We start from the raw sequence: 26,880 nt of genomic DNA on the forward strand, positions 1-26,880 counted from the left end.
GTGGTGGTCCACGGTGATCGACAGGGTTCCTTCATCCCCGGCGGGCGGGTGGGCGTCAACCGCCGACTCGGCCCCGACCAGTCGGCCATGCCCGCTTCGGTCACCAGGTGCCGGGGGCGGGAGGGTTCGGGTTCGAGCTTGCGGCGCAGCTGTGCCAGGTACACCCGGAGGTAGTGGGTCTCCTTGGCGTAGGCCGGGCCCCAGACCTCCTGCAACAGCTGCTTCTGCGCCACCAGCCGGCCCCGGTTGCGCGCCAGCACCTCCAGCAGGCCCCACTCGGTGGGCGTCAGGTGCACCTCGGCGCCGTCCTTGTGCACCTTCTTGGCCGCCAGGTCGATGGTGAACGACGACGTGGACACCACCGCGTCCTCGCCCTCCGCGGGCACCGTCGACCGGCGCACCGCCGCGCGCAGCCGGGCCAACAGCTCGTCCATCCCGAAGGGCTTCGTCACGTAGTCGTCCGCGCCCGCGTCCAGCGCCTCGACCTTGTCGGTCGAGTCGGTCCGGGCGGACAGCACGATGATCGGCACCGTGGTCCAGCCGCGCAGCCCCGCGATCACCTGGTTGCCGTCGACGTCGGGCAGCCCCAGGTCGAGCACCACCACGTCCGGCTTCCCGTCGGCCGCCGCGCGCAACGCCGCCGTGCCCGACTCGGCCGTCAGCACCTGGTAGCCGCGCGCCGACAGGTTGATGCGCAACGCCCGCACGATCTGCGGTTCGTCGTCGACCACGAGCACCTTCGTCACGCTGCGACACTACGCTCCGGCGCGGCGGACGGCGGACTCCTTACGCCCTCTTGACGGTTCGCGCCAGAGGCATTCGCACTGCGCCGTCGGAGCACTTTCCGCACGAATGCGGGACCGCTTGGGTACATACGGGTGCGAATGAATCACTTCGCTGGACAGGAGTACTGCGATAGTGCGAATGTCCTGTCCGAATTCGGACAACTGCTCACTGCGAGTGAGCCACGAGGAGGTCACCCATGACCGCCAGTGTGACCAATCAGGACGCGTTACAACTCGTGGTCGCCGTGCACCGACTGGTCCGCAGTCTGCGCCAGGCCACACCTGTGAAACGCCTCCAACCGACCCAACTGCTGGTGCTCTCCGAACTCGCCAGCCTGGGTCCGATGCGGATCGGCGAGATCGCGGTGCGCGCGCTCTGCTCCCAGCCGACCGCGACGACCGTGGTCACCGGCCTGGAGTCGGGCGGTCTCGTGCGTCGCGAAGCCGACCCGGCCGACGGCCGCGCCACCATCGTGGAACTCACCGGCGCGGGTCGCGACACCATCGCGTCACTCGCGCACGGCGAGGCGGAACTGCTCTCGGCACGCCTTTCCCAGCTTTCCGAGGAAGAACTGGCGAAGCTGCGTTCGATCACACCGCTGTTGCGCCGACTCGCGGATCGCTAACGGGGCCGGGGCTGGCACCGGGGACACGAATACGACGACCTGTTCATGAATGGCTCGCGGACCACCGCCGTGCCGCACCGCTTGCAGGGCTTGCGCTCCTGCCCGTAGACGGCCAGCGAACGGTCGAAATACCCCGATTGCCCGTTCACGTTCACGTAGAGCGCGTCGAACGAGGTGCCGCCCTCTCCCAACGCCTCCCGCATCACCCGGGCGGCGTGCTCCACCAGCTCCACGCCCTTGGCCCTGGTCAGCTTCGCCGTCGGCCGCAACCCGTGCAGCCGCGTCCGCCACAGCGCCTCGTCGGCGTAGATGTTGCCCACCCCGGACACCAGGGTCTGGTCGAGCAGTGCCCGCTTGACCTCGGTGCGGCGCCTCCGCAACGCCGCCACCGCCGCGTCGAGGTCGAACGCGGGGTCCATCGGGTCGCGGGCGATGTGCGCCACCGGCTCGGGCAGCGCGGTGCCGTCGACCTCCACCACCTCGGCCAGCGCGAGGCCGCCGAACGTGCGCTGGTCGACGAACCTCAGCTCCGGGCCACCGTCCTCGAAGGACACCCGGACCCGGAGGTGCTTCTCGTCGGGCGCGTCGGCGGGCTGCACCAGCATCTGGCCGCTCATGCCCAGGTGGGCGAGCAGCGCGTCGCCGCCGGACAGGTCCACCCACAGGTACTTGCCGCGCCGACGGGCCGCGTCCATCCGCTGGCCGGTCAGCCGAACGGCGAAATCCGCCGCACCGGGGAGGTGGCGGCGGATCGCTCGGGGGTGCAGGACCTGGACCGCGGCGACGGTCCGGCCCGCGACGTGCTCGTGCAGCCCGCGGCGGACGACCTCTACCTCAGGCAACTCGGGCACGGTCGGGTGATCAGTCCTCGGTGGTGTCGGCGGCCTGCTCGGCCCCGGCGCGCTCCAACTCCTCCAGGAGTTCGTACGCGGCGGCCTGCGGCTTGGTCGGACGGAGCGTCCAGCCACCCGCCTGGGTGGTGTCCCGCACGAGCACCAGACCCTGGATGCCGCCGCTGCGGGAGGCGTTCAGGGGGCGGGACGGACGCGTGTGGCGCGCACGCCGGTTGATCCGGACGTTGGTGGCATACATAACGGCGTCAGTCTTCCTCGGTGGATGAGGTCTGCGGTGTGGTGGAACCGCCGGGAGCGTGCCCGTTTCCGGACGCTGCCGCCTCCTTCTCGGCGCGGACGCGTTCGTGCAGCACGCGGTAGGCGGCCTCGGCCGCCTTCTGCTCGGCTTCCTTCTTCGTACGACCGTCGCCGGTTCCGTGCGCCTGGCCACCGACGAGCACCGTCGCGGTGAACTCCTTGCGGTGGTCCGGCCCCTGGTCGTCGACCCGGTACTCCGGGACACCCAGGCCCGCCGACGCGGTCAGCTCCTGAAGACTGGTCTTCCAGTCCAACCCCGCGCCGCGCAACGGCGCCTCGGCCAACAGCGGGTCGAAGAGGTGGTGGACCAGTTGACGCGCGGTGTCGATGCCGTATTGCAGGTACACCGCGCCGATGACGGCTTCGAGGCCGTCGGCGAGGATGCTCGCCTTGTCCCTGCCGCCGGTCAGTTCCTCGCCACGACCGAGCAACAGGTGCCCGCCCAGACCGTCCTCACCCAACCCGCGGGCCACGCCCGCCAACGCGTGCATGTTCACCACGCTCGCGCGGAGCTTGGCAAGCTGCCCCTCGGGCAGCTCGGGATGAGTCCGGTACAGGTGATCCGTGACCACGAGCCCGAGCACCACGTCACCGAGGAATTCCAGGCGTTCGTTCGGCGGCAGACCGCCGTTCTCGTACGCGTAGGACCGGTGCGTGAGCGCGAGCGTGAGCAGCTCGGCGTCCAGGTGGACGCCGAGCGCTTCGAGCAACGGGGCGCGGTCTGCGGACCGACCGCGCGACGACCTACCCCCCACTGTTCGCCGCTACCTTCGCCAGGGAGATCAGGCCGGCTGGACGACCTGGCGGCCGTCGTACTGGCCGCAGGCCGGGCAGGCGACGTGCTGGGGCTTCGGCTGGCGGCAAGCCTTGTTCGAGCAGGCCACCAGGTGCACAGCCGACGTCTTCCACTGAGCGCGGCGCGAGCGCGTGTTCGAGCGCGACATCTTCCGCTTCGGGACGGCCACGACTAGTTCTCCTCTGGATTGTCACGATTCCCGCCGAACTGCTCGCGCAGAGCAGCCCACCGGGGGTCAATCGTCTCATGCCCGTGGTCAGGGCCGAGATCGGCCAGCCTTCCGCCGCAGTCGACGCACAGCCCGAGGCAGTCCGGCGAGCACAGCGGTACCTGCGGCAGCGCGAGCACGAGGGCGTCGCGCACCACCGGTTCGAGGTCGACCAGGTCGTCCTGCAAGCGGGAGACCTCGTCCTCCTCGGTCGTCTCGTCGGTGGCGCTGTCCGGGTACGCGTAGAGCTCGGTCAACGTCACCTCGACGTCGTCGGTCAGCGGGTCCAGGCAGCGCGAGCACTCCCCGGCCACGTGCGTCGACGCCGTGCCGGTCACGAGCACGCCTTCGACCACCGACTCGAGCAGCAGGTCCAACCGGACCTCGCCGCCCGCCGGAACGGCGATCACGCCTTCCAGGCCCAGTCCCTCGGCGGGGACGGACCTTTGGTAGGCGCGGGAAGAGCCCGCTCGACGACCGATGTCCCTGGTGTCGATGACCCAGGGCCCGGTGACTGAGGGACGCGCGGAGGCGTGACGGTGTTCAGGCATGATGTGTGGTTTTGCTGGGGAAGGCGACTTGCCACGGCCAGCCAATCAAGGGTACGGGACAACCGCCCCCAGCGTGAAATCGGCAGGTGAACGGCCCGCGAACCCCTCGTGGACCGACCCTTCGGCCGGTGTCGACCACCGGTCAGTCGTGGTAGTCGAACGGCGCGGCGGCGGACGCCACGGCCGGGCCGCGCAGGTGCGAGCGGCCCTTGCCCACGCTGCGCAGGGTGTGCGCGAGCAGGTCCTCGAAGTCGGCGAGCTTGCCGTCCACGTACGCGTCGCACTCGCTGCGCAGCCGGTGCGACTCGGCCTGCGCCGCGTCGAGCACCCGGGCGGACTCGGCGTGCGCGGCCTGCACGACCTCGGTGCCGTCGACCAGGCGCGCCTGCTCCGCCCGGCCCTCCTCGATCGCGCGCTCGTAGTTCGCCCGGCCGGCCTGGACCATGCGGTCGGCCTCGGAGTGCGCGCGGCCCACCAGCTCCTCGTACTCCTGGCGGCCGGCGGACACCGTGCGCTGCGCCTGGTCCTCGGCCTCGGCCACCATCCGCTCGGCGCGCGCGCGTGCCTCGGACAGCATCCGCTCGGCCTCGTGCTGCGCCTCGTTGGTGATCCGGTCCGCGTCCGCGCGCGCCTTGCTGGTGACGGCCTCCAGCTCGTGCTGCGCCTTGCCGACCAGCTCGTCGCGGTGGTCGAGCACGTCCTGGGCGTCGTCCAGCTCCGCCGGGATGGCGTCGCGCACGTCGTCAAGCAGTTCGAGCACGTCGCCGCGCGGCACGACGCAGCCGGAGGTCATCGGCACGCCCCGCGCCTCTTCGACGATCGTGACCAGCTCGTCGAGGGCTTCGAACACCCGGTACACGTCACCACTCCTCGCGCCCACAACAGCTACCGGACCCAGTGTGCCCTGCCGATCTCCCCCGAGCGGGGAGATCGGCGGGGTGTGTCCTAGCGCGAGACGTCCACCAGCACGAACGACGCGTAGTGGTCGGCGGTGTAGAAGTAGAGCTTCGGGGAGGCGTTGCCGGTGATGATCCGGCGCGCGCCGCGGGTGGAGCTGCCCGGCGTCTTCACCGTGTACTCGCGGTAGTACCCGGTCGCGCAGGACGGCAGGATGCCCTCGCGGTTCTGGAACGTCTGGTTGTCCTGCGGGTACGGGTACGGACCGCCGCGCTGGATCAGCCGCACCGTGTCGGTCGCCTGGCTCGGCAGGCTGGACAGGGCGACCCTGGTGAACCCGGACGTGTCGCCGCACGCCGCGAGCGGGGAGAGGGCGGCCGGCGCGGCGGTGACCGGCAGGACCGCGCCGACGAGGACGAGCAGCAGGGACAGCACCACGGTGGTGGCGCGCTGGAGGATGCTCATGCACCCCGACGGTAGTCACGCGGGGTGATCGCGCGACCACCGAGACGTGAACCCGCGGTGTCCGCTCAGCGGCGCTCGGCGAGCCGCTGGCTCAACCGGGCCATGATCGTCGGCGGCAGCAGGGTGGACACGTCGCCGCCGTAGGTCGCCACGTCCTTCACCAGCGAGCTGGCCAGGAAGCTGTAGATCGGGTTCGTCGGCATGAACAGCGTCTCGACGCCGGTGAGCTGGTGGTTCATCTGCGCCATCTGCAACTCGTAGTCGTAGTCGCTGACCGCGCGCAGGCCCTTCACGATGGCCTGGATGTCGTTCTCCCGGCAGTAGTCCACCAGCAGCCCGTGCCACGAGTCGACCCGCACGTTCGGCCACTGCGCGGTGACCTCGCGCAACATCTCGGTGCGCTCCTCGACGGAGAAGAGCGTCTTCTTGTTCTTGTTGATGAGCACGGCGACGACGACCTCGTCGAAGAGCTTCGCCGCTCTGCCGATGATGTCCAGGTGTCCGTTGGTGGCCGGGTCGTAGGAGCCGGGGCACACGGCACGCGTCATGGTTTCGGACGGTAGCACCCGATCGGACGATGTCCCTCCGGTGCGTGTTCCGCATCACCCGGGGGTGTCGACGTGCTCGGCCCAGTACAGCACCGTGTCCCCATATCGCTTGGTGCGCAAGGATTCCAGCCCCGCGGGCCAGATCGGTTCGGGCGACCTCGACGCGCGTTCCACGACCAGCAGCGACCCCGCGGCGGTGAACCCGTTGCGGACCAGCGCGTGCACGACCTTCGCCAACTGCTCGTCGGAGACCGAGTACGGCGGGTCGGCGAAGACCACGTCGTACGGGGTCTGCGCGGGTACCGCCAGCGCCGACTCGGCCGTCCGGTGCAGCACCTCCGCGCCCGGCAGGCCCAGCGCGCGGGCGTTCGACCGCAGCACGTCGGCCGCCCGCTTGTCCGACTCCACGAACGCGGCGTGCGCGGCGCCGCGGGACAGCGCCTCCAGCCCGAGCGCGCCGGAACCCGCGTAGAGGTCGAGGACCCGGGCGCCGTCGAGGTCCACGAGCACCTCCAGCGAGCTGAACAGCGCCTCGCGCACCCGGTCCGAGGTCGGACGGGTGCCCGCGGGCGGCACCTGGAGCCGTCGTCCGCCCGCGACACCCGCCACGATCCTCGTCACGCCGGCTATCGTGCCAGGTTCGCGCCGCCGTTCACCGGCACCACCTGGCCGGTGATGTGGCCGGCGGCGGGCGAGGTGAGGAACGCCACGACGGACGCCACGTCCGCCGGTGTGCCCGCCCGGCCGTTGGCCGTGCTGCCGACCAGCCAGGTGCGGCGTTCGTCGGTCATCGTGTCGCCGAAGAACTCGGTGTCGTCGATGTAGCCGGGTGCGACCAGGTTCGCCGTCACGCCGCGCGACCCGAGCGCGAACGCCAGGTCGGCCGTCCACGCCTCCAGCGCCGCCTTCGCCGCGCCGTAGGAGCCCGCGCCCTTGCGCGCGGCGATGGACCCGATCGTCGCGATCCGCGCGTGCTGCGCGAGCCGCGGCTTGAGCGCCTCGGTCACCAGCACCGCCGTGACCACGTTCAGCTCGTAGTTGGCGAGCCAGGTCTCCTTGAGGTCGCGCCCCTGCACGACCCCGCCCGCGTTGTTGACCAGGACGTCCACTTCGGACGGCAGCCGGTCGAGCGCGCGGGTCACCGCTTCGGGGTCGGCCGCGTCGAAGTCGACGGCCCGGGCCCCGATCTCCTTCGCGGTCCGCTCCAGGACGTCGGCCCGACGTCCCGTGATCACGACCTCCAGGCCGTCCGCGATCAGCGCCTCGGCGACGGCCCGGCCGATGCCGGTGCCCCCTCCGGTGACGATCGCGGTCCTCAGACGAGTGTTTGCCACCATCCGTCCACCGTAGGCGGGTTCGCCACGTCGATCCGCTCGCCCGGCTTCGGGACCACGAGGGGCACCTCGTGCGCCTTGGTCTCCCGCCACACCCGGTCGACGGGCTCGGTCCAGTCGTGCAGCGCGAGGTTGAACGTGCCCCAGTGCACCGGGATCAGCAGGCCGCCCCGCACGTCGCGGTGCGCCCGCACGCCTTCCTCGGGCGTCATGTGGATGTCCGGCCAGCCCACGCCGTACGCGCCGATCTGGATCAGCGAGGCGTCGAACGGCCCGTGCTCCGCGCCGATCCGCGCGTACCCGTCGAAGTACCCGGTGTCGCCGCTGTAGTACACGCGGTGCCGCGGGCCCTTGATCACCCACGACGCCCAGAGCGTCACGTCGCGCTTGAAGCCGCGACCGGAGAAGTGCTGCGCGGCGGTGGCGACGAGCGTGACACCGGCGACCTCGTGCCGCTCGTCCCAGTCCAGTTCCACGATCCGGTGCTCGGGGACGCGCCACTTGCGCAGGTGGTCGCCGATGCCCAGCGGCACGACGAACACGGCGTCCTGGTCGCGCGCGATGGCGCGGACGGTGTCGAGGTCCAGGTGGTCGTAGTGGTCGTGCGAGATGACCACCGCGTCCACCGGCCCGACCTCCTCGATGCTCTGCGGCACCGCGTGGAGCCGCTTGGGCCCGACGAGTTGCGAGGGGGAACACCGATCGCTCCACACGGGATCGAGCAGGATCCGCGCACCGTCGATCTCGACCAACGCCGACGCGTGCCCGTACCAGGTGACGTGCAACCCGTCGGACGTGTCACCCGGCGCCTTGCCGACCAGCGGCACCCGCCCGACGGGCTTGCGCTGCTGCTTGCCGAACACCAACTCCCGCAAGGTCTCCGAGGCGCTGCCGGGAGGCATGGTCGTGGTGACGGCGGCATTGCGGAACTTCCCGTCCCGGTAGCGCGCCGACCGCCCGACCTTCGCCGGCGAGGGCTTGGCGCCCAACTGCGCGGGCAGATCGCGCAACCCCCACGCGACCGCGCCCGCGGCGAGTCCCACCAGGGCTGCTGCAACCTTCTTCATGCGACCTCCAACGCCTCCCGGAACACGGGGGTTCCCCGTGAGACGAACACCGCACTCCCGAGGGCACCACTTCGCCACCCGACCTTCACCCGTCAGGGCAAGGCGTGCCCGAGGGTCGAGGGCGCGCCACCCGGTCATGGTCAGCCCGGCCCATCACCACCGGCTGGGCACCCCGTCCTCGCCGTCAGTTCGTTCTCACCCGGCACCGCGGACCTGGGAGCCAACTCCCCGGAGTCGATGCGCGAACGCAGATCGTCCGCGATCTCGCGGTAGCCGACATGCCGGGCACGATCCGCCACGCCTCACCTCACGACTCCGTACAGTTCTGCACAGCCCAAGTTGCCGGGCACGACGCGGGGAACCGAACGAAAACCGCGGTGTCGGCCGGCAACGCCGCAGTTCACGAAGTGTCTTCCCCGCACGCGCGGGGGTGGTCCAAGCGTGTGGGTGCCAGTGCCGCCGATGGTTCCGTCTTCCCCGCACGCGCGGGGGTGGTCCCGAGACGTCCGTTCCGCCGTAGGCCGGCCAGGTGTCTTCCCCGCACGCGCGGGGGTGGTCCGGGTCGGGAGGGTGAGAGCTCCCGGCCCTTCGTGTCTTCCCCGCACGCGCGGGGGTGGTCCCTCCCACGACCCGTCTTCGGTCGCGCCAGCCGCGTCTTCCCCGCACGCGCGGGGGTGGTCCCTCGCCTTCCCACCAGCTCCTGATCGGGTACCAGTCTTCCCCGCACGCGCGGGGGTGGTCCCCCCAGACCGAGGGCGTCCGACTCGACCACCCGGTCTTCCCCGCACGCGCGGGGGTGGTCCCGCCACCTGCCACAGCTGACCGAACCGGAACTCGTCTTCCCCGCACGCGCGGGGGTGGTCCCGACGGTCGCACGGTGCGCATCCAGATCACGGCGGTCTTCCCCGCACGCGCGGGGGTGGTCCCGCCACGGACATGCGGGGCCGGCCGGTCGCACAGTCTTCCCCGCACGCGCGGGGGTGGTCCGTCCTCGTCGCCGGGGAGGCCGTCGGCCCACGAGTCTTCCCCGCGCACGCGGGGTCGTGACACGTCCTTCGGGAACGGCGAAGGCCGGGCGGCCTCGAGGAATCCGAGGTGCCCGGCCTTCGCTCAAGTCCGCGCTACTCCAGCACGATCAGCAGGTCGCCGCCTTCCACCTGCTGCACCCCGCGCACCGCCAGCCGCTTCACCACACCGGCCTTGGGGGCGGTGATGGCGGCCTCCATCTTCATCGCCTCGATCGTCGCCACGGTCTGCCCGGCGTCGACCGACGCGCCCTCCTCCACCGACGGCGTCACCACGCCCGCGAACGGGGCCGCGACGTGGTTCTGGTTCGAGCGGTCGGCCTTCTCCGCGGCCGGGATCTCCGCCGCGACCGAGCGGTCGCGGACCGAGATCGGGCGGAGTTGGCCGTTCAGGGTGGCCATCACGGTGCGCATGCCGCGTTCGTCCGCCTCGCCGATGGCCTCCAGGCCGATCAGCAGTCGCACGCCCGGCTCCAGGTCGACCGAGTACTCCTCCCCCGGCTTCAAGCCGTAGAAGAAGTCCTTCGACCGCAGCACGCTCGTGTCGCCGTAGGCCTCCCGGTGCGCCAGGTACTCCTTGGTCGGCGCGGGGAACAGCAGGCGGTTCAGCGTGGCGCGGCGGGCCGTCTCCAGGCCCTTCTCGTCGTCCTCGGACAGCTCGGCGACGCCCTTCGGCGCGGCACGGCCCTGCAACGCCTTGCTGCGGAACGGCTCCGGCCAGCCGCCGGGCGGGTCGCCCAGCTCGCCGGACAGGAACCCGATCACCGACGACGGGATGTCGAACTTGCCCGGCTCGGCCTCGAACTCCTTCGGCGACACGCCCGCGCCCACCAGGTGCAGCGCCAGGTCGCCGACGACCTTGGACGACGGCGTCACCTTGACCAGCCGGCCGAGCATCCGGTCGGCCGCCGCGTACATGGACTCGATCTCCTCGAACTTCTGCCCGAGCCCGAGCGCGACCGCCTGGGTGCGCAGGTTCGACAGCTGACCGCCGGGGATCTCGTGGTGGTACACGCGACCCGTCGGGCCCGGGATGCCGGACTCGAACGGCGCGTAGACCTTGCGCACGGCCTCCCAGTACGGCTCGAGGTCGCACACCGCCTGGAGGTCGAGCCCGGTCTGCACGTCGGTGTAGTCCGTCGCCGCCACGATCGCGGACAGCGGCGGCTGCGAGGTGGTGCCCGCCATGGACGCCGCCGCGCCGTCGACCGCGTCCACACCGGACCCGATCGCGGCGAGGTAGGTCGCCAGCTGGCCACCGGCCGTGTCGTGCGTGTGCAGGTGCACCGGCAGGTCGAACTCGGACCGCAGCGCGGCGATCAGCTTCGCCGCGGCGGGCGGCCGGAGCAGACCCGCCATGTCCTTGACCGCCAGCACGTGCGCGCCCGCCGACACGATCTGCTCGGCCAGCCGCAGGTAGTAGTCCAGCGTGTACAGCTTCTCGTTCGGGTTGGACAGGTCCGAGGTGTAGCACAGCGCCACCTCGGCGACGGCCGTCCCGGTCGCCCGCACGGCCTCGATCGCGGGCCGCATCTGCTCGACGTCGTTGAGCGCGTCGAAGATCCGGAAGATGTCGATGCCGGTCGCGGTCGCCTCCTCGACGAACGCGGTCGTCACCGCCTCCGGGTACGGCGTGTAGCCCACCGTGTTCCGACCGCGCAGCAACATCTGCAACGTGATGTTCGGTACCGCCTCGCGCAGCGCGGCCAACCGGTCCCACGGGTCCTCGGCCAGGAACCGCAGCGCCACGTCGTACGTCGCGCCGCCCCACGCCTCCAGCGACAGCAGCTGCGGCGTCAACCGGGCCACGTGCGGCGCCACGGCCAGCAGGTCCTTGGTGCGGACCCGGGTGGCGAGCAGCGACTGGTGGGCGTCGCGGAACGTCGTGTCGGTGACGCCCAGCGCCTTGCTCTCGCGCAGCCACCGGGCGAAGCCCTCGGGGCCGAGCTCGACCAGCTTCTGCTTGGACCCGGCGGGCGGCTCGGCGGACAGGTCGGCCTCGGGCAGCTTGTCCCGGGGGTCGACCGCGGCCGGGCGCGGGCCGTTGGGCTTGTTCACCGTCACGTCGGCGAGGTAGGTCAGGACGCGCGTGCCGCGGTCGGCGGGCGTGCGCGCGGTGAGCAGCTGCGGGCGCTTCTCGATGAACGACGTGGTGACGCGACCCTCGTAGAAGTCCGGGTCGTCCAGCACCGCCTGGAGGAACGGGATGTTCGTGGACACGCCGCGGATGCGGAACTCGGCGACCGCGCGGCGGGAGCGGGCCACGGCGGCGGCGAACGTGCGGCCGCGGCAGGTCAGCTTCACCAGCATCGAGTCGAAGTGCGCGCCGATGGCGGTGCCCGCGCCGGTCGTGCCGCCGTCCAGCCGGATGCCCGAGCCGCCCGGCGAGCGGTAGGCGCTGATCATGCCGGTGTCCGGGCGGAACCCGTTGGCCGGGTCCTCGGTGGTGATGCGGCACTGGAGCGCGGCGCCGCGCAGCTGCACGGAGTCCTGCGACAGGCCCAGGTCGTCCAGCGTCTCGCCCGAGGCGATGCGCATCTGCGACTGCACGAGGTCGACGTCGGTCACCTCCTCGGTGACCGTGTGCTCGACCTGGATGCGCGGGTTCATCTCGATGAACACGTAGCGGCCCTGCGGGTCGAGCAGGAACTCGACGGTGCCCGCGTTGCGGTACCCGATGTGCCGCGCGAACTTGACCGCGTCCTCGCACATCCGGGCCCGCAGCTCGGGGTCGAGGTTCGGCGCGGGCGCGATCTCGATGACCTTCTGGTGCCGCCGCTGCACGGAGCAGTCGCGCTCGAAGAGGTGGATCACGTTGCCGACGCCGTCGGCGAGGATCTGCACCTCGATGTGCCGCGGCTCGATCACGGCCTGCTCGAGGAACACCGTCGGGTCGCCGAACGCGGACTCGGCCTCGCGGGACGCGGCCTCCAGCGACTCGCGCAACGCGGCCGGGTCCTCGACCCGCCGCATGCCGCGACCGCCACCGCCGGCGACGGCCTTGACGAACACCGGGAAGTCGATGCCCTCGGCGGCCGCGACCAGCGCGTCGATGTCGCTGGAGGGCTCGCTCGACCGCAGCACCGGCAGACCCGCCTCGCGGGCGGCGGCGATCGCGCGGGCCTTGTTGCCGGTCAGCTCCAGCACGTCGGTCGGCGGGCCGACGAACGTGATGCCGGAGTCGGCGCAGGCCTGGGCCAGTTCGGGGTTCTCCGACAGGAAGCCGTAACCGGGGTAGACCGCGTCGGCGCCCGCCTTCTTGGCGGCCTTGATGATCTCGGCCACCGACAGGTAGGCCCGGACCGGGTGGCCGGGCTCGCCGATCTCGTAGGACTCGTCCGCCTTCAAGCGGTGCAACGAGTTGCGGTCCTCGTGGGGGAACACCGCAACCGTGCCGGAACCCAGCTCGTAGGCGGCGCGAAAAGCCCGGATCGCGATCTCGCCGCGGTTGGCGACAAGGACCTTGCGGAACATTCGGCGTTCCCTCCCGGATCACTCGGCTGGTCAATCAAGGCACGTTACCGTGTGTGTCCCGCCTGTCGGGAGTTCCATCTCACGTGACGGACGTCATCGTGATCGGTGACTCATCCGGTCAAGTCCGGTCCCACCTGGGGTTGTGCGGAGGGATTCTCCCCTGTGCGCGCTCTCGGCGCAGCCCCTGCGCGGACGCAGTCCGTTAGCGCTGGATCACTGAGCCGTTACACTCCGTTCGCTGGTTCGGGTGACGGGTTCGGACGACATCTCGGTAGGGTTGGGACATGGCCGGGGCTGAAGGAACGGGGCAGCCTGCTGCCCGCACTCATTTCGACGTCGTGCTGCGCGGTTACAACCAGCGGCAGGTGCTCGAACGCGTGAACCGCCTGGAGAACGACCTCAAGAAGGCGACGGGCGCGCTGGAGGCGGCCACGGCCCAGGTGGCACAGCTGACCGGGCAGCTGGGCGTCACGCGCAGTGAGCTTTCCGACGCCCGACAACGGGTCGAACGGCTGGCGAACACGCCTGTCAACGCGTCGAACGTCACGGAGCGGGTGCGCGTGATGATGACGCTGGCGGAGGAGGAGATCTCCGACATCCGCAAGGCCGCCCTCGACGCCGCCCAGCAGACCCGCGCCGAGGCCGACCGGTCCGCGGGCGAGGGCCGCGCCGCGCACCAGCGCGCGATGGCCGAGCTCGAGGACCGCCGCCGGCACCTGGAGGCCGCGGACCAGCAGCGGGTGGCCGAGCTGGAGAAGGCGTTCGGCGAGCGCCGGGCCGAGTTGGAGAAGTCCTTCGAGGAGCAGCGGGCGAAGCTGACCGCCGAGCACGGCGCCCTGCTCGCGGAAACCCGCGCCGACCGCGAGCGCGTCGTGGCCGAGTACGACAAGAAGAGCGCGGACCTGGAGAAGCGCCGGGGCGACCTGGAGAAGAAGTACAAGGGTTACCACGACGACCTGGACCGCGAGTACGACGAACTCCGCACCACGCTGCGCAAGGAGCACGAGGTGCACGTGGTCGAGGCGAAGTCCGAGGCCGCCGCGCTGCTGGAGAAGGCGCGCGCGGACGCGGCGGCGCTGACCGCCGAAACCGGGAAGGCGCTGGCCGAGCTCGAGGCCGAAGCCCTGGCCAAGGCGGAGAAGGCGGTCGCCGAGGCGAACGCGCGCGCGGAGAAGACGATCACCGACGCGGACGCGCACGCCGACCGCCGCACCACGGCCGCCGAGCGCAAGCTCACCGAGCTCCGCACCGCCCGCAAGTCGTTGTCCGAGCAGGTGTCCGCGGTGCAGGAGGCGGTCGTGAAGGCGGTCGCGAGCCTCGCGCCGCTGGAGGGCGAGGGCGACGAGCCCACCAAGCAGCTGCCCAAGCCGAAGGGTTAGCGGGCCAGGGACTCGACGTGGTTCAGGATCGCGGTCAGTCCCAGGTCGAACAGCAGGTCCAGGTCGAGGTCGAAGCCCGAGTCGGTGAGCGAGGCCAGCACGGCGGTGAACGTCGGGTGCGCGGCCGGTGTCACGAACTCGGCCAGCCGCCACTCCTGGGAGTCGAGCCACTGCTCGTCGGACATCCCCGACGCGCTCGCCTCGTTCGCCTCGCGCTCCAGGTGCACGGCCAACCCCTGGACGTGGCCGTACAGCAGCACGTTGAGGTTCAGCATCGTCGCCGCGTCGAACCCGTGCCCGGACAGCGCGCGCAGCATCCACTCCGAGTAGGCCAGCAGGTTCGGCATCACCAGCGGCCGGGTGATCGGGCCCAGTTGGGCGAGCCACGGGTGCGCCCGGTGCACCGTCCACAGCGCACGCGCGCCGACCTCCAGCGCGGTGCGCCAGTGCTCCGGTTCGGGCGGGAACGGGACCTCGCCGAACGCCGCGTCCGCCATCAGGGCGATCAGCTCGTCCTTGCCGCCCACGTACCGGTACGGCGACATGGTCGCCACGCCGAGTCGCGCCGCGACGGTGCGCATGGACAGTGCCGCGAGGCCCTCCGCGTCGGCGATCGCCACGGCCGCCGCCACCACCCGGTCGCGGGTCAGCTCGCGGTCGCCGGTCGGCTTGCGCCGGGCCTGGTGCGCCACCACGGTGCCCACACCCGGCTCGACGTGGGTCAGGCCCTCGTCGCGCAGCACGGCCAGCACCTTCGTCGCGGTGGCCATCGCGACGCCCCACTCCTTGACGATGGCGCGGGTCGACGGCACCCGGTCGCCGGGCGCGAGTTCGCCCTCGACCACGCGTCGGCGCAACTCGGCCGCGATCCGCTGGAACGGCGCCGGCTGCGTCACGACTCATCCCCGATGCACTAGTGCGGCCCTGCCTTTGACCAGCGCAGAGTAGCACTTACGGCGTACGTCGAAGGGTCCGGTGACGACGACGCGGGGTGGCGGCCGTCAGGAAGGCCACCACCCCGCGTCGATCAGCCGATCGTCAGGCGACGTGCGCGGCCGGTGCGGCCGCCGCGAGCGCCGGGTCGAAGATCGTGAGCGTCCACTCCGAGGAGTTCGCCGCGAGACCGTTGGCCCACAGGCTGTTCACCCGGGAGGCCTCCGTCGAGTTCGGGTAGGCGTTGGTGCACGACGTGCCGGGGCCGCCACCGGACATCAGCTCGGAGCACGGGCCGGAGTAGTGGTCCGGCAGACCGAGCGCGTGGCCGGTCTCGTGCGCGGTGATGCGCGTCTGGTTGTACTGGCGGGCCTGGGTGTAGTCGATGAAGATGTACCCGCTGCCGTGGCCGTTCGTGCTGGCGTACGAGCCGCGCGAGTCGTTGCCCTCGTAGTACTTGAGGGACGCGGAACCCTTGCGCTCCACCAGCTTGACGTTGCTGACGCGCGAGTTCCAGTTCGCCGCGCCCTGCCGGATCTGGGCGGCGAAGGTCGGCGCGCTGGTGGTGTCGTAGTAGACGGTGGTCGCGAGCGCGGCGGCCGGGGCCTGCGGCGCGGGCGCGGCCGACGCCTGACCGGCGGTCAGGGGCGCGACGACGACGGCGGCCGCGACGGCGGCCGTGGTGATGATCTTCTTGAACAAGGTGACTCCTCGCAAACACAGGGAGAATGCAGGGAAGCCGCGAGGGGCTTGTCACCCAACGTATTGGAGCGGACACGCTCGAGTGCACCCGTCTTTAGTATGAAAAGGACGGGGAATAACCAACCTCATCGGCGGCTTGACGAGCCCACCATTCCGGGCAAGGATTCCCCCTGGTCCAGGGTGTCCGAATTGCGTTGTTTCCGCGATTCGACCGGTGGCTCTGCGATCTCCACCGGCGCGCCCCGACCGCCGAACACCGTGGTCCACTCCTCGTTCTCGCGGAACGGCCACCGGTAGACCGCCTTCACCGGCAACCCGTCCGCGTCGATCCAGTAGGACGCGGTGAACGTCGGCGCGCCCGACTTCCCGTACCGCTCGCGCCGGTCCTCGTCCGCCAACCGGGCCGCGGCGGCGGACGTCGTCACGGTCAGGTCGTAGCGGGTGGCCGGCGTGCCCGCCGCGGGCTTCTCCCGCACCCCGGCGACCACCGCGACCGCCGGGTCCAGGAACGCCGGCTCGTCCTCGACGCGGGTGTTCATCCCCCAGCCGCCGAGCCGACCGAGGTACTGCGCGGGCTGGTCGCCCGCCACCACCGCCCACTGGTCGGTGTCCCTGGCCCGGGTCTCCCCGCCCTTCTCCGGCACCCGGCGCAGCCGCATCGACGCCCACGTGCCGACCTCGTCGTGCCGCCACACGCCGCTCAGCTCGGTCGTGGTCCGGATCCCGTCCTCGGTCGACACCAGGGTCGTCACGTAGCGGACGGACCCCTTCCCGGTCATCCGGTCGCGGGCCTACGCGCCGATCGCCGCCAGGTCGACCCCGGCGGGCGCGGTGGCGGACGGCACGGCGACGGGCGCGGAGGTGGCGCAGGAGGCGACCAGGACGGTCGTGAGCACGGCGGCGGCGAGGCGGAACACCCGCCGGACCCTACTGGGGCAGTTGCTCCGCCGGGATCGTCTCCGCCTCGGCGGGCACCGGGACGTCGATCGGCTTGCCCCAGTCCTCGAAGGTGCTGGACGACTGCTTCACGACCTTGTCGTTCAACGTGAACGTGTACTCGGCCTTGAGCGGCGCGCCCGTGTTGTCCACCCACACCGACGCCGCGATCTTCACGCCGTACTCGGCGAGCTGGGTGTGCTGGAGCTGGATGTCCGGGTCCTGGATGACCTTCGCCATCTTCTGCGGGTCGACCACCAGGTCGTACCGGGTGGCGGGGGTGCCGCCGACCGGCTCGTCGACCCGGTCCAGGATCAGCGCCGCGCGCGGCTGCACGTAGTCCAGCTCCGCGCCGACCGTCGCGCCCGGCCCGAAACCGCGCAGCAGGGCCGAGAGGTCGCCGCTGCGGTCGCGGCTGTAGTAGCCCCACTTCTTGCCCTCGGGCATCGGCGCGCCGTCCACGTGCACGTAGACGCCGTCGGCCACCAGCACCAGGTCGATCTTCTTCGCGGGCTGCGCGCCGGTCGTCACGTCCATCGTCATCGTGCCGGTCAACCCGGACGACTCCTGCCGCACCGAGCCGTCGACCGTGTTGCGCACCTCGGTCGCGTCGCCGTCCGAGGCGAACCCGACGGTGTGGAAGCGGGTCGTCTTCAGCTCCGCGCGGCGCTGGTCGATGCGCTCGGCGAGCACCGCGAGGTCGCCCTTGGGCTGGTTCGACTCCGACGGCGCGGTCGTCGGCGTGCCCGACGAGCAGGCGACGAGCACGAGCGGGAGGAGGGGCAGCAGCAGGCGGCGCACGTCCACAACTATGCCTTCTCCAGGTAGCGGGCGCTCTCGGCGTCCAGCAGGCCGGCCACCAGCGACGCGTAACCGGGGTGCCGCGCCAGGTCCGGGTCGACCTCGACCACGTCCCGCGCCACCTCGCGCGCCTCCGCGATCACGTCCTCGTCGCGCAGCAGCGACAGCATCTTCAACCCCGACCGCCGACCGGACTGGGCCGCGCCGAGGATGTCGCCCTCGCGGCGCAGCTCCAGGTCCAGCTGCGCCAGCTCGAAACCGTCCAGGGTGGACTCGACCGCGCGCAGCCGCTCCATGGTCGAGGTGCCGTCCGGCATCTCGGTGACGAGCAGGCACAACCCGGGCGCGCTGCCCCGGCCGACCCGACCGCGCAGCTGGTGCAGCTGGCTCACCCCGAACCGGTCCGCGTCCATGATCACCATGACGGTGGCGTTGGGCACGTTCACGCCGACCTCGACCACCGTGGTGGCGACCAGCACCTGCACCTCGTTCGCCGCGAACGCCCGCATCACGGTGTCCTTGTCCTCCGGCGGCATCCGGCCGTGCAGGATGTCGATCCGCAGGCCCCGCAACGGTCCGGCGGCCAACCGGTTCGCCACGTCCACCACGGCCAGCGGCGGACGGCGGTCGGGCTCCTTGCCCTCCTTAGGCGGCTCCTCGTCCTCCGCCGCGCCGTCGCCGATGCGCGGGCACACCACGTACACCTGGTGCCCCTTGCCGACCTCCTCGTGGATCCGCGCCCACGCCCGGTCCAGCCACGCGGGCTTCTCCGCGAGCGGCACCACGGACGTGCTGATCGGCGAACGGCCCCGCGGCAGTTCGCGCAGCGCGGACACCTCCAGGTCGCCGTACACCGTCATGGCCACGGTGCGCGGGATCGGCGTCGCGGTCATCACCAGCACGTGCGGCGTCGACCCGCCGGACCGCCCGCTCAGCGCGGCCCGCTGCTCGACGCCGAACCGGTGCTGCTCGTCCACCACGACCAGGCCGAGGTCGGCGAACTCCACCCGGTCCTGGATCAGCGCGTGCGTGCCGACGACGATCCCGGCCTCGCCGGACACGATCTCCAGCATCGCCTTCTTCCGCGCCGGCGCGCCCATCGAGCCGGTCAGCAGGGTCACCCGCGTCGCGTGCTCCGCGCCGCCCAGCTCGCCCGCCTGACCGAGGTCGCCCAGCAGGTCGCGCAACGACCGGGCGTGCTGCGCGGCCAGCACCTCCGTCGGCGCGAGCATCGCCGCCTGCCGACCCGCGTCGACCACCTGGAGCATGGCCCGCAGCGCGACCATCGTGTTGTGCGTGACGACGTGGTGGTCGGTCACGTAGAGCCGGTCCGGGTGCGCGATCGCGATGCACTGCACGGGTTTGCGGCCCACGTGCTCGACCCGCACGACGAACCGCCGCGGCTCCGGGGTCGCGGCCACCCCGAGGTGCGCGGGCAACCGCGGACCGTCCTGCCACACCCCGCCCAGCGACTCGACCAGCTCGCGCGCGCCCTCCTCGACGCCCGCCGCGAGCAGCTCCTTCAACTCCTGCAAGCGTTGCGCGGCCGACGAGCCGACCAGGTCGGGCGCGGTGATCAACGGCAGTTCCCACGGCGAGCCCGCGAACGCGCTCAGCGGCAGCACCCGCCACTCGCCGTCCACCCGCACCGACCACAGGTGCTCCAGGTCGCACTCGACGGCGCGGCCGTCGGACAGCACCACCCGGTAGACCTCGCGCTCACCCTGCGGGAACACGCCGACGACCTCGGTCACCGACCCGTCCGCGGCCACCACCGGGTCGCCGACCGCGAGCGACCCCATCGGCCGGAACCCCTCCGGCGTCAGCACGAGCGCGTCCAGCGGCTGGGCCTTGCCCGAGCCGACCTCGCCCTGCAACAGCCGGTTCATCGGGTGCTCGCCGGACAGGTCCTCGGCGATCTGCTCGCCCACCTCGACCTGACCGGCCGTCAGCTCGAACGGCAGCCGCCCGTCGAACGCGTCCCGCACCCGGTCCGGCCGGCGCGGGCACGCGGGCGCCGGCCGCGCCGTGGTCGACCGCCGGCGCTGCGCCAGGGTCAGCTGCACGGCCAACGCCTCGTCCCACTTCAACCGCTGCTGCGCCACGGTGATCGCGGCCCAGGAGTCGGGCCGGTGGATGTCCCGCACGGCCTTCTCCAGCGGCACCAGGCCGCGTTCCGCGCGCAGGTCCTCGGGCAGCGGGTCCACGTCCACGCCGTCCCACAGCGCCAGCACCTGCTCGACGCAGTTGGACACGTTCCACGACTGGATGCCCTGCGCCGCCGGGTACACCGGGATGAACGCGCCCGCGAACTTCGCGAGCGAGTCGGCCTCCTCGCCGTCGAGCACCTGGTAGTCCGGGTGCGCCAGCTGGAGCTTGCCGTTGAACATGCCGACCTTGCCCGCGAACATCGCCTCGCGGCCGGGCAGCAGTTCCCGCTCGATCTTGCGCGAGCCGCGGCCGAAGAACACCAGGTGCAGATCCGAGGACCCGTCGGTGATCACCGCCTCCAGCAGCTCGCCGTTGCGGCTCTTCATCCGGCGCTGGCGCGCGCTCTTGACCCGGGCCTGCACGGTCGCGTGCTCGCCCAGTTCCAGGCCCTTGATCTCGGTGAGCTTGCCGCGCTCGTCGTAGCGGCGCGGGTAGTGGCGCAGCAGGTCACCGACCGTGGTCAGGCCGAGGCCGGACTCCAGCGCGTCGGCGCTCTTCTTGCCCAGCACCGACACCAGGTTCTCGTCGAAGGTCGTCATCGCGGCCCATTCCACTACTCGACACCGACAATGAGCACCGCCCCGAGGTGTCCGCCCTGGTAGCAGGCCAGGTCCACTTCCGGGTGCGCGCCGCGGAGGTGGTCCTCCAGAGATCGTTCCAGGTCGGCCGGCGCGTCCGCGCCCAGGAGCGCGGTCACGAGCTCGCCGCCGCCCGCGAGCATCCGGTCGACCAACCGGCACGCGAGCGCGACCACCTCGCCGCCGGCCGGCTCGATCAGCACGACCTCGCCGTCCATCATGCCCAGCAGATCACCCGGACGGGCGCGGCCCACCCAGGTGATCGCCTCCCCGTCGGACACCGCGACCTCGCCGCGCCGGGTCGCCGCCGCGGCCTCGGCCATCGCCACCACGTCGTCACCCGGCCGCCGCGCCGGGTCGTGCACGGCCAGCGCGGCCAGCGCCTGCACCGGCGAGGACGTGGGCACCACCACCGCGTCCTGCCCGGCCGCGACCGCCTGCGCCGCCACCAGCGCCAGCGGTTCGCGCAGGTCCGCGCGACCGGGCAGCACGGTGACGTGCCTTGCCCTGGTGCCCGAGACGACCGCGAGCAGGTCGGCGTCCGGGGGCGCCACCGTCGCGCCCTCGGACCGGAACAGCGCGGCCACGCCCTCGCCCTCGACCAGCGCCACGATCGCCCGGTCCCGGACGAACCGCGGCGCCTGCGCGGCGACCTGGTCGGCGAACCGGGCCACCGTGATGCGGTGCGGACGGCCCTGCGCGATGCCCGCCTCGATCGCCGCGCCGATGTCGTTGCAGTGCACGTGGACGGTCCACAGGTCCGTGCCGTCGCCGACCACCGACACGCAGTCGCCCAGCGCCGCCAGCGCGCCCTTGAGCACCGGCACGTCCGGCGCGCCGTCGAGCAGGTACATGACCTCGTACTCGTACTCCGCGCTGCCCGCCTCGCGCGCCGTGGTCAGCGACTCGGCCAGGCGGGGAGGCGACGACACGGTCGCGGCGGCCACCGGCGCGCCGGTGATCACCGCGGCCAGGGTGTCCAGCAGCACCACGAGGCCGCGCCCGCCCGCGTCCACCACACCCGCCCTGGCCAGCACCGCGAGTTGGCGCGGGGTGTCCGCGAGCGCGCCCGCCGAGGCCTTCGCCGCGGCCGTGACCACCGCGTCCAACTCGTCGGACGGGCAGTCCCGGGCGGCCTCGGCGGCGGCGTGCAGCACGGTCAGCACGGTGCCCGGCGAGGGCGCGGACACCGCCGCGGTCGCCAGCACGTCCGCCTTCTGCAACGCGGCGCGGATCGCCGTGCCGCCGGCCGTCGACGCGCCCGAGGCGGCCTCCGCGAGCCCGCGCAGCACCTGGGACAGGATCACGCCCGAGTTGCCCCGCGCGCCCGCCAGCGCGCCCCTGGCCAGCGCGGACAGCGCGGCGCCGACGTCCTTGGGCTGGGCCCGCAGCAGCGAGTCCAGGCCCGAGCGCATGGTGTGCAGGAGGTTGGTCCCGGTGTCGCCGTCGGCCACCGGGAAGACGTTGATGCGGTCGATGTCCTCGCGGTTGGCGTCCAACGACCGGACGCAGTGCTCCGCCCACTGGCGCACCGCGACCGCGTCGAGAGCCTGCATGGCGGCGAGGGTATTCGACCCGGTTTGGAGGCTTCACGGCCCACCGGCTACCCTGACGTGGTTGCCATGCCCGGCTGAGGCTTGTGCACGCTTGCGCGCCCGCCGGGGCGTGAGTACCCGTGAGTTAACCTGAAGGAGTGGCTGACGTGGCTGCCGTGTGCGACGTCTGTGGCAAGGGGCCGGGCTTCGGCAAGTCGGTCTCGCACTCGAACCGGCGCACGAACCGCCGGTGGAACCCGAACATCCAGACCGTGCGCGCGAAGGTGTCCCCTTCGCAGCGTCAGCGGTTGAACGTGTGCACCTCGTGCCTGAAGGCGGGCAAGGTGGTTCGCGGCTGACGTCGCGTCCGAGCGTTGGACGAAGGCCCCCGGGAGAGCTCCCGGGGGCCTTCGTTCGTGCCCAGGACCCGTGCCGCGGCGGGTTCGCGCCTCAGCCCTGGAAGGTCGCGACGGTCCACTTCTCGATCGCCGAGTCGGCGCGCACCGACAGCTGGATCGGCCGGTCCTCGGACGTGGAGGTGGGCGTGCCGAGCGTGACCACCAGGTCCGGCTCCTCGACCGGCGACACCTCGTACTTCCCGTCCTCGCCGACCGCCCGGACCACCCACTTCGACGGCACGGCGTTCTGGCACGGCCCGATCCTCAACCCGGCGTCGGGCGCGAGCACGCCGTGGTCGGTCTGGAGGCAGCCGTTGCCGGAGGGGTTCCAGATGGTGGTCGGCTCGCCGCGGGCGCTCAGCTGCCACTTGGCGTTGTCGGCGAACTCGACGCCGGGCGCGGCCACGGCCACCACGTCGCCGGGATCGGTCACGACGAGCACGCTGCGGTTGTACGCGGTGAAGGTCACGTTCTCCGCCTGCGCGGCGGTGGCGGTGCCGGCTCCGGCGAGCGGCGCCACGGCGGCGAGGGCGAACACACAGGCGGGGATCGAGCGTCGGAGTGTCATCGGACGACGTCCTTCCAGATGCGGTGTGGACACCTCATGGGATTCCTCCCCCGGGTGTCCACACTCGTCACATCACTCCTCCGTGGACGAGTTCACCCGTCCAGGGAGCGGAAGGCCGCCGTCGACTACGGCAGCTTCCAGTCGATCGGCGCCGCGCCCTGCTCGGCCAGCAGCGCGTTGGCCTTGCTGAACGGGTGCGAGCCGAAGAAGTCGCCGCCGCTCACCATCGGGCTCGGGTGCGTCGACTCGACCGCCGGGTAGTGGCCGAGCAACGGCTTGAGGTTGCGCGCGTGCCGACCCCACAGGATCGCCACCAGCGGCTCCTCGCGGGCCGCGAGCGCCTTGATGGCCTGCTCGGTGACGATCTCCCAGCCCTTGCCCCGGTGCGAGTTGGACTTGCGGGCCTGGACCGTCAGCGAGCTGTTGAGCAGCAGCACGCCCTGCTCGGTCCACGGCGTCAGGTCGCCGGTGGCGGGAGTCGGGTGACCCAGGTCGTCCGAGTACTCCTTGAAGACGTTCTGGAGGCTCTTGGGAATCGGCCTCGTCTCGGGCGAGACGGAGAAGCTCAGGCCCACCGCGTGCCCCGGCGTCGGGTACGGGTCCTGGCCGACGATCAGCGCCCGCACACCGTGGAACGGCTGCTGGAACGCCCGCAGCACGTTGTCGCCGGCGGGCAGGTATGTCCGCCCGGCCGCCACCTCGCCGCGCAGGAAATCGCCCATCTTCGTGATCTGATCGGCCACCGGCGCCAATGCCTGCGCCCAGCCGGCTTCCATGATTTCGTCAAGGGGACGTGCCACGTCGGGACTTTATCCCAAGTCCAGTCGGCGCAATCCCGCGCGGTACACCGAAATGTTCGCGACGTACTTGTCCACGATGAACTGCCAGGCGTTCTCCGGCACCACGTGGCCCTCGCGGATCCGGGCGGGCACGCCGAGCGCCATGGACCGCGCGGGCACGTGGCCGTTGAAGGAGATCACCGCGCCGGCGCCGACCACCGCGCCCCGCTCCACCACGGACCCGTTGAGCACCACCGATCCCGACGCGATCAGGCAGCGGTCGCCGACGGTCGCGCCCTCGATGTGCACGTTGTGCCCCACCACGCAGTCCGCGCCGATCGACACCGGGTGGAACTCGGTGCAGTGCACGACCGTGCCGTCCTGCACGCTGGTCCGCTCGCCCACCTCGATGCGGCCGTAGTCGCCGCGCAGCACCGCCTGCGGCCACACGGACGCGTGGGCGCCGAGCCGGACGTCGCCGATCACCGTGGCGTCCGGGTGCACGTAGGCGTCCGGGTGGATCACCGGTTCCTTGTCCCCCAAGGCGTAGAGCGCCACTACAGCTCCTTCGCGAAGCACTCGCTCTCGGGCGTGTCCTTGTAGGTGCCGAACTTCGGGATGCGCACGTAGCCGGTCGCCTCGTACAGCCCGATCGCCTCCGGCTGGCGGTCGCCGGTCTCGAGCACCATCCGCCGGTGGCCGGTGGCCCGCGCGGCGTCCTCCAGGGCGGCCAGCACGACGCGGGACAACCCCTTGCCGCGCAAGCCCTCCGCCACGTACATCCGCTTGATCTCGGCGTCGCCGGGGCCGACCGAGTCCTGGGCCTCCCGCACCGAGCGCCAACCGCCGCAGGCGACCGGAGCGCCGTCGAGGTAGCCGACGAGGAAGTGCCCGCGCGGCGCGCTGAACTGCGCCGGGTCGACCGGCGTGGAGTCCGGCCCGCCGTAGCGCACCACGAAGACCTGCTGGAGGTCCGCGATCAACTTCGCCGAGTCTGGATGATCATACGGCCTGGTGCATAGTTCCACACAGCTCAGCGTACCTACCGCCAATGCTCCCAACCAGGGGGTTTTTCGTAGGCCCGGCCGTCGACGGTGACCCCGCTGCCGTGCCGGACGGTGCCGATCGTGCGCCACCCCTCGGGCACCGCCGCGGGCTCGGGGAACGTGGCGGCGAACGCGTGGTCCTCGCCGCCGGTGAGCGCCCAGTGCCGGGCGTCCGCGCCCAGGGCCGAGGCGACGTCGATCAACCGCGAGTGCACCTCGAGCAGCTCGGTGCGGATGTCGATGCCCACGCCGGACTCCTCGGCGATGTGGCCGAGATCGGCCAGCAGGCCGTCGGACACGTCGATCATCGCCGTGGCGCCGGCCGCGGCCGCCTGCGGTCCCGCGTCGTACGGGGGTTCGGGGTTCCGCTGCGCGTTGACCACGGCCACCGGCGAGCGGAACCCGCGCCCGAGCACGGCCAGGCCGGCCGCCGCCCACCCGAGCCGACCCGCGACCGCGACCACGTCGCCGACCTGCGCGCCGGAGCGGGTCACGGGCTCGTACCCGTTGAGGTCGCCCAGCGCTGTCACCGAGATCACCAACGTCGCGGAACTCACCATGTCGCCGCCGACGACCCCCGCGCCCGCCGCGGCGGCCTCCTGCCACAAACCGGCCGTGATGCCCTCGATCGTCGCGGTGGGCGTGTCGGCGGGGCAGGCGAGCCCGATGAGCAGCGCGGTGGGCATCGCGCCCATGGCGGCCACGTCGGCGAGGTTCACCGCGGCGGCCTTGCGCCCCACCTGCTCGGGGGACGACCAGTCGAGTCTGAAGTGGACGCCCTCGACGAGGACGTCCGTGGACGCCACCACCCGACCGTCCGGCGCCGCGACCACGGCCGCGTCGTCACCCGGCCCGAGCAGGGTGCTGGGCGGCTGCGTCCGACCTGCGGTCACCCGGCGGATGAGACCGAACTCACCCACATCAGCGACCGTGTCCGCAGTGCGCGGCGGCTCCGGACGCACGATTGCCTCCCGTTCTGAGCATTCGGAACCCCGACTGGGGTACGTTGCTGCTCACGTTCCTACCCCGACCTGACCTGTCACGACGAAGGGGCACGCCGTGGTGCACGCATACATCCTCATCCAGACCGAGGTCGGGAAGGCAGCCGCCGTCGCGGCCGAGATCTCCGACATCCCCGGCGTGTCCACCGCGGAGGACGTCACCGGCCCGTACGACGTCATCGTCCGCGCCGACGCCGACACCGTCGACCAACTGGGCCAACTGGTGGTCGCCCGCATCCAGAACGTGGAGGGCATCACCCGGACTCTGACCTGCCCGGTGGTCCACCTGTAGCCGCCCCGTGCTGTCATAGCGGACGTGGCACAGGAACCGGAACGCACCTCCTTCCTCCCGCGTCCGCTGCTCGCGGTGGCAATCGGCCTGCCCGCCGTCCTGGCGGCGGGCGTGGCCGCCGTGGGCTTGTTCCTGGGCACGTCGGCCGACACACCGGCAACCCCGTCGAAGGGCGAGACGGGCCCCCTGGCCCTGGTCCCGATCCCCGCACCGGCCGCCAAGTCGGACACGTGCACCACCCTGCTGAGCAAACTCCCGATGCAACTCCTCTCCTCAGGCGCCACCCTCCCGCGCCGAGACCTGGCCACCCCGGCCCCCGACGGCGCCCTGGCCTGGGGCGACGCCACCCACGAACCCCTGGTCCTGCGCTGCGGCCTGGACCGCCCCCGGGAACTGACCCCGACCGCCACCCTCCGAGTCATCTCGGACGTCCAGTGGCTGGAGGTGGCAGACGGCGAAAACGCCACGTGGTGGGTAGTCGACCGCCCCACCTACATCGCCCTGACCGTCCCCTCGGACGCGGGAACCGGCCCCCTACAGGACATCTCCACCACCATCAGGGACACCCTCCCAAGCCAACAGGTGGACACCCAGGGCCAGTAACCCTCCACCCCGCACACACACAACCGGGCCAAGCCAAGCGCGCAGCGCAAACCCGCTGCGCTGTGTTTCCCTCCCGTATGGCCCGGGCGAAGCCCAACCACATTTGGCACGGGGGCGCCGCAACTTTCAGGACGCAACACTAATTTCCCAAGCCGGCGCCCCCGTGCCAAATGTGGTTGCCTCTGGCGGGC

The 26,880-nt window shown here is 71.8% G+C and carries 29 protein-coding genes, 1 pseudogene and 1 CRISPR repeat array; of the genes and pseudogenes, 5 read left to right on the top strand and 25 right to left on the bottom strand.

Annotation, left to right across the window (positions count from 1 at the left end; genetic code table 11):
- Positions 1 to 86: 86 nt before the first annotated feature.
- Positions 87 to 746, bottom strand: a pseudogene (locus AB0G50_RS34060) (response regulator); the annotation flags it as partial.
- Between the two features lie 236 nt (positions 747 to 982).
- On the opposite strand from AB0G50_RS34060, the gene AB0G50_RS34065 reads away from it, so the two are divergent.
- Positions 983 to 1,411: a MarR family transcriptional regulator gene (locus AB0G50_RS34065; RefSeq protein WP_360117543.1), complete on the top strand. Its 429-nt coding sequence runs from the start codon at positions 983 to 985 to the stop codon at positions 1,409 to 1,411.
- Here the strand turns inward: AB0G50_RS34065 and mutM are convergent.
- The 12 genes from mutM to AB0G50_RS34125 form a co-directional block, all read right to left on the bottom strand.
- Positions 1,408 to 2,262 carry a bifunctional DNA-formamidopyrimidine glycosylase/DNA-(apurinic or apyrimidinic site) lyase gene (mutM, locus tag AB0G50_RS34070; RefSeq protein WP_360117546.1) on the bottom strand — a complete coding sequence of 285 codons (855 nt, stop codon included), beginning with the start codon at positions 2,260 to 2,262 and terminating at the stop codon, positions 1,408 to 1,410. The genes AB0G50_RS34065 and mutM overlap by 4 nt on opposite strands.
- Before the next feature lie 10 nt (positions 2,263 to 2,272).
- Complete coding sequence (locus tag AB0G50_RS34075; RefSeq protein WP_360117549.1) at positions 2,273 to 2,503, bottom strand: hypothetical protein; 231 nt, start codon at positions 2,501 to 2,503, stop codon at positions 2,273 to 2,275.
- 7 nt (positions 2,504 to 2,510) lie between these two features.
- A complete protein-coding gene (gene rnc / locus AB0G50_RS34080; protein WP_360117552.1) occupies positions 2,511 to 3,317 on the bottom strand; it encodes a ribonuclease III in 807 nt (268 codons plus the stop codon).
- 27 nt (positions 3,318 to 3,344) lie between these two features.
- Complete coding sequence (rpmF, locus tag AB0G50_RS34085; protein WP_360117555.1) at positions 3,345 to 3,527, bottom strand: 50S ribosomal protein L32; 183 nt, start codon at positions 3,525 to 3,527, stop codon at positions 3,345 to 3,347.
- Between the two features lie 2 nt (positions 3,528 to 3,529).
- Positions 3,530 to 4,117 (bottom strand): YceD family protein, encoded by a 588-nt coding sequence (locus AB0G50_RS34090; RefSeq protein ID WP_360117558.1) that lies wholly within the window; start codon positions 4,115 to 4,117, stop codon positions 3,530 to 3,532.
- A gap of 142 nt (positions 4,118 to 4,259) precedes the next feature.
- Entirely contained in the window at positions 4,260 to 4,976 is a 717-nt protein-coding gene (locus AB0G50_RS34095) for a DivIVA domain-containing protein (RefSeq protein WP_360117561.1), read from the bottom strand.
- An 86-nt stretch (positions 4,977 to 5,062) separates the two neighbouring features.
- The gene (locus AB0G50_RS34100; RefSeq protein WP_360117565.1) at positions 5,063 to 5,479 is read right to left on the bottom strand and encodes a ribonuclease domain-containing protein; all 417 of its coding nucleotides are present in this window, start codon (positions 5,477 to 5,479) and stop codon (positions 5,063 to 5,065) included.
- 65 nt (positions 5,480 to 5,544) lie between these two features.
- A complete protein-coding gene (gene coaD / locus AB0G50_RS34105) occupies positions 5,545 to 6,027 on the bottom strand; it encodes a pantetheine-phosphate adenylyltransferase (protein WP_360117568.1) in 483 nt (160 codons plus the stop codon).
- Between the two features lie 54 nt (positions 6,028 to 6,081).
- Entirely contained in the window at positions 6,082 to 6,648 is a 567-nt protein-coding gene (gene rsmD, locus AB0G50_RS34110; RefSeq protein WP_360117571.1) for a 16S rRNA (guanine(966)-N(2))-methyltransferase RsmD, read from the bottom strand.
- 5 nt (positions 6,649 to 6,653) lie between these two features.
- Positions 6,654 to 7,364, bottom strand: coding sequence for an SDR family oxidoreductase (locus tag AB0G50_RS34115; protein ID WP_360117574.1), 711 nt, complete (start codon positions 7,362 to 7,364; stop codon positions 6,654 to 6,656).
- Complete coding sequence (locus AB0G50_RS34120) at positions 7,343 to 8,428, bottom strand: MBL fold metallo-hydrolase (protein WP_360117577.1); 1,086 nt, start codon at positions 8,426 to 8,428, stop codon at positions 7,343 to 7,345. The genes AB0G50_RS34115 and AB0G50_RS34120 overlap by 22 nt, the downstream gene beginning before the upstream one ends.
- A gap of 407 nt (positions 8,429 to 8,835) precedes the next feature.
- A CRISPR array of direct repeats spans positions 8,836 to 9,476; the repeat unit is 28 nt; unit sequence GTCTTCCCCGCACGCGCGGGGGTGGTCC.
- 73 nt (positions 9,477 to 9,549) lie between these two features.
- Positions 9,550 to 12,927 carry a pyruvate carboxylase gene (locus AB0G50_RS34125; protein ID WP_360117580.1) on the bottom strand — a complete coding sequence of 1,126 codons (3,378 nt, stop codon included), beginning with the start codon at positions 12,925 to 12,927 and terminating at the stop codon, positions 9,550 to 9,552.
- Between the two features lie 284 nt (positions 12,928 to 13,211).
- Between AB0G50_RS34125 and AB0G50_RS34130 the strand changes: the two genes are divergently transcribed.
- Positions 13,212 to 14,306, top strand: a complete 1,095-nt coding sequence (locus tag AB0G50_RS34130; RefSeq protein ID WP_360117583.1) for a hypothetical protein — start codon at positions 13,212 to 13,214, stop codon at positions 14,304 to 14,306.
- On the opposite strand, the gene AB0G50_RS34135 is transcribed toward AB0G50_RS34130, so the two are convergent.
- From AB0G50_RS34135 to AB0G50_RS34165, 7 genes are all read right to left on the bottom strand, one after another.
- Complete coding sequence (locus tag AB0G50_RS34135) at positions 14,303 to 15,202, bottom strand: GntR family transcriptional regulator (RefSeq protein ID WP_360117586.1); 900 nt, start codon at positions 15,200 to 15,202, stop codon at positions 14,303 to 14,305. The genes AB0G50_RS34130 and AB0G50_RS34135 overlap by 4 nt on opposite strands.
- 142 nt (positions 15,203 to 15,344) lie before the next feature.
- Positions 15,345 to 15,941, bottom strand: a complete 597-nt coding sequence (locus tag AB0G50_RS34140; protein ID WP_360117589.1) for a snapalysin family zinc-dependent metalloprotease — start codon at positions 15,939 to 15,941, stop codon at positions 15,345 to 15,347.
- Positions 15,942 to 16,066: 125 nt separating this feature from the next.
- Positions 16,067 to 16,720, bottom strand: coding sequence for a hypothetical protein (locus AB0G50_RS34145; RefSeq protein WP_360117592.1), 654 nt, complete (start codon positions 16,718 to 16,720; stop codon positions 16,067 to 16,069).
- Between the two features lie 12 nt (positions 16,721 to 16,732).
- Complete coding sequence (locus tag AB0G50_RS34150) at positions 16,733 to 16,858, bottom strand: hypothetical protein (RefSeq protein WP_360117595.1); 126 nt, start codon at positions 16,856 to 16,858, stop codon at positions 16,733 to 16,735.
- A gap of 10 nt (positions 16,859 to 16,868) precedes the next feature.
- Positions 16,869 to 17,678 carry a hypothetical protein gene (locus AB0G50_RS34155; protein ID WP_360117598.1) on the bottom strand — a complete coding sequence of 270 codons (810 nt, stop codon included), beginning with the start codon at positions 17,676 to 17,678 and terminating at the stop codon, positions 16,869 to 16,871.
- An 8-nt stretch (positions 17,679 to 17,686) separates the two neighbouring features.
- Positions 17,687 to 20,428: a helicase-related protein gene (locus AB0G50_RS34160; RefSeq protein ID WP_360117601.1), complete on the bottom strand. Its 2,742-nt coding sequence runs from the start codon at positions 20,426 to 20,428 to the stop codon at positions 17,687 to 17,689.
- A 14-nt stretch (positions 20,429 to 20,442) separates the two neighbouring features.
- Positions 20,443 to 22,023 (bottom strand): DAK2 domain-containing protein, encoded by a 1,581-nt coding sequence (locus AB0G50_RS34165; RefSeq protein ID WP_360117604.1) that lies wholly within the window; start codon positions 22,021 to 22,023, stop codon positions 20,443 to 20,445.
- A gap of 146 nt (positions 22,024 to 22,169) precedes the next feature.
- Here AB0G50_RS34165 and rpmB point away from each other — a divergent pair, with 146 nt between their 5' ends.
- Positions 22,170 to 22,361, top strand: a complete 192-nt coding sequence (gene rpmB, locus AB0G50_RS34170) for a 50S ribosomal protein L28 (RefSeq protein WP_360117628.1) — start codon at positions 22,170 to 22,172, stop codon at positions 22,359 to 22,361.
- A 91-nt stretch (positions 22,362 to 22,452) separates the two neighbouring features.
- Here the strand turns inward: rpmB and AB0G50_RS34175 are convergent, their stop codons facing one another.
- From AB0G50_RS34175 to AB0G50_RS34195, 5 genes are all read right to left on the bottom strand, one after another.
- Entirely contained in the window at positions 22,453 to 22,968 is a 516-nt protein-coding gene (locus AB0G50_RS34175; protein WP_360117607.1) for a hypothetical protein, read from the bottom strand.
- Positions 22,969 to 23,093: 125 nt separating this feature from the next.
- Positions 23,094 to 23,768 carry a uracil-DNA glycosylase gene (locus AB0G50_RS34180; protein WP_360117610.1) on the bottom strand — a complete coding sequence of 225 codons (675 nt, stop codon included), beginning with the start codon at positions 23,766 to 23,768 and terminating at the stop codon, positions 23,094 to 23,096.
- Positions 23,769 to 23,777: 9 nt separating this feature from the next.
- Complete coding sequence (locus tag AB0G50_RS34185; protein ID WP_360117613.1) at positions 23,778 to 24,305, bottom strand: gamma carbonic anhydrase family protein; 528 nt, start codon at positions 24,303 to 24,305, stop codon at positions 23,778 to 23,780.
- On the bottom strand, positions 24,305 to 24,775 hold the full coding sequence (locus AB0G50_RS34190; protein ID WP_360117616.1) for a GNAT family N-acetyltransferase: 471 nt from the start codon (positions 24,773 to 24,775) through the stop codon (positions 24,305 to 24,307). The genes AB0G50_RS34185 and AB0G50_RS34190 overlap by 1 nt, the downstream gene beginning before the upstream one ends.
- 14 nt (positions 24,776 to 24,789) lie before the next feature.
- Complete coding sequence (locus tag AB0G50_RS34195; protein WP_360117619.1) at positions 24,790 to 25,755, bottom strand: thiamine-phosphate kinase; 966 nt, start codon at positions 25,753 to 25,755, stop codon at positions 24,790 to 24,792.
- Between the two features lie 97 nt (positions 25,756 to 25,852).
- Here AB0G50_RS34195 and AB0G50_RS34200 point away from each other — a divergent pair, with 97 nt between their 5' ends.
- Both AB0G50_RS34200 and AB0G50_RS34205 read left to right on the top strand, forming a co-directional pair.
- The gene (locus AB0G50_RS34200; RefSeq protein WP_360117622.1) at positions 25,853 to 26,086 is read left to right on the top strand and encodes an Lrp/AsnC ligand binding domain-containing protein; all 234 of its coding nucleotides are present in this window, start codon (positions 25,853 to 25,855) and stop codon (positions 26,084 to 26,086) included.
- A 24-nt stretch (positions 26,087 to 26,110) separates the two neighbouring features.
- The gene (locus tag AB0G50_RS34205) at positions 26,111 to 26,689 is read left to right on the top strand and encodes a DUF3515 domain-containing protein (RefSeq protein ID WP_360117625.1); all 579 of its coding nucleotides are present in this window, start codon (positions 26,111 to 26,113) and stop codon (positions 26,687 to 26,689) included.
- Positions 26,690 to 26,880: the final 191 nt, after the last annotated feature.

It is taken from the genome of Actinosynnema sp. NPDC020468, assembly GCF_040642015.1.
Classification (GTDB): domain Bacteria; phylum Actinomycetota; class Actinomycetes; order Mycobacteriales; family Pseudonocardiaceae; genus Actinosynnema.

Coding starts and splice junctions, on each gene's coding strand:
- AB0G50_RS34065 (WP_360117543.1), top strand. CDS start 983: ATGACCGCCAGTGTGACCAATCAGGACGCGTTACAACTCGTGGTCGCC.
- AB0G50_RS34075 (WP_360117549.1), bottom strand. CDS start 2,503: ATGTATGCCACCAACGTCCGGATCAACCGGCGTGCGCGCCACACGCGT.
- AB0G50_RS34090 (WP_360117558.1), bottom strand. CDS start 4,117: ATGCCTGAACACCGTCACGCCTCCGCGCGTCCCTCAGTCACCGGGCCC.
- AB0G50_RS34100 (WP_360117565.1), bottom strand. CDS start 5,479: ATGAGCATCCTCCAGCGCGCCACCACCGTGGTGCTGTCCCTGCTGCTC.
- coaD (WP_360117568.1), bottom strand. CDS start 6,027: ATGACGCGTGCCGTGTGCCCCGGCTCCTACGACCCGGCCACCAACGGA.
- AB0G50_RS34115 (WP_360117574.1), bottom strand. CDS start 7,364: ATGGTGGCAAACACTCGTCTGAGGACCGCGATCGTCACCGGAGGGGGC.
- AB0G50_RS34120 (WP_360117577.1), bottom strand. CDS start 8,428: ATGAAGAAGGTTGCAGCAGCCCTGGTGGGACTCGCCGCGGGCGCGGTC.
- AB0G50_RS34125 (WP_360117580.1), bottom strand. CDS start 12,927: ATGTTCCGCAAGGTCCTTGTCGCCAACCGCGGCGAGATCGCGATCCGG.
- AB0G50_RS34130 (WP_360117583.1), top strand. CDS start 13,212: ATGGCCGGGGCTGAAGGAACGGGGCAGCCTGCTGCCCGCACTCATTTC.
- AB0G50_RS34145 (WP_360117592.1), bottom strand. CDS start 16,720: ATGACCGGGAAGGGGTCCGTCCGCTACGTGACGACCCTGGTGTCGACC.
- AB0G50_RS34160 (WP_360117601.1), bottom strand. CDS start 20,428: ATGACGACCTTCGACGAGAACCTGGTGTCGGTGCTGGGCAAGAAGAGC.
- AB0G50_RS34165 (WP_360117604.1), bottom strand. CDS start 22,023: ATGCAGGCTCTCGACGCGGTCGCGGTGCGCCAGTGGGCGGAGCACTGC.
- AB0G50_RS34175 (WP_360117607.1), bottom strand. CDS start 22,968: ATGACACTCCGACGCTCGATCCCCGCCTGTGTGTTCGCCCTCGCCGCC.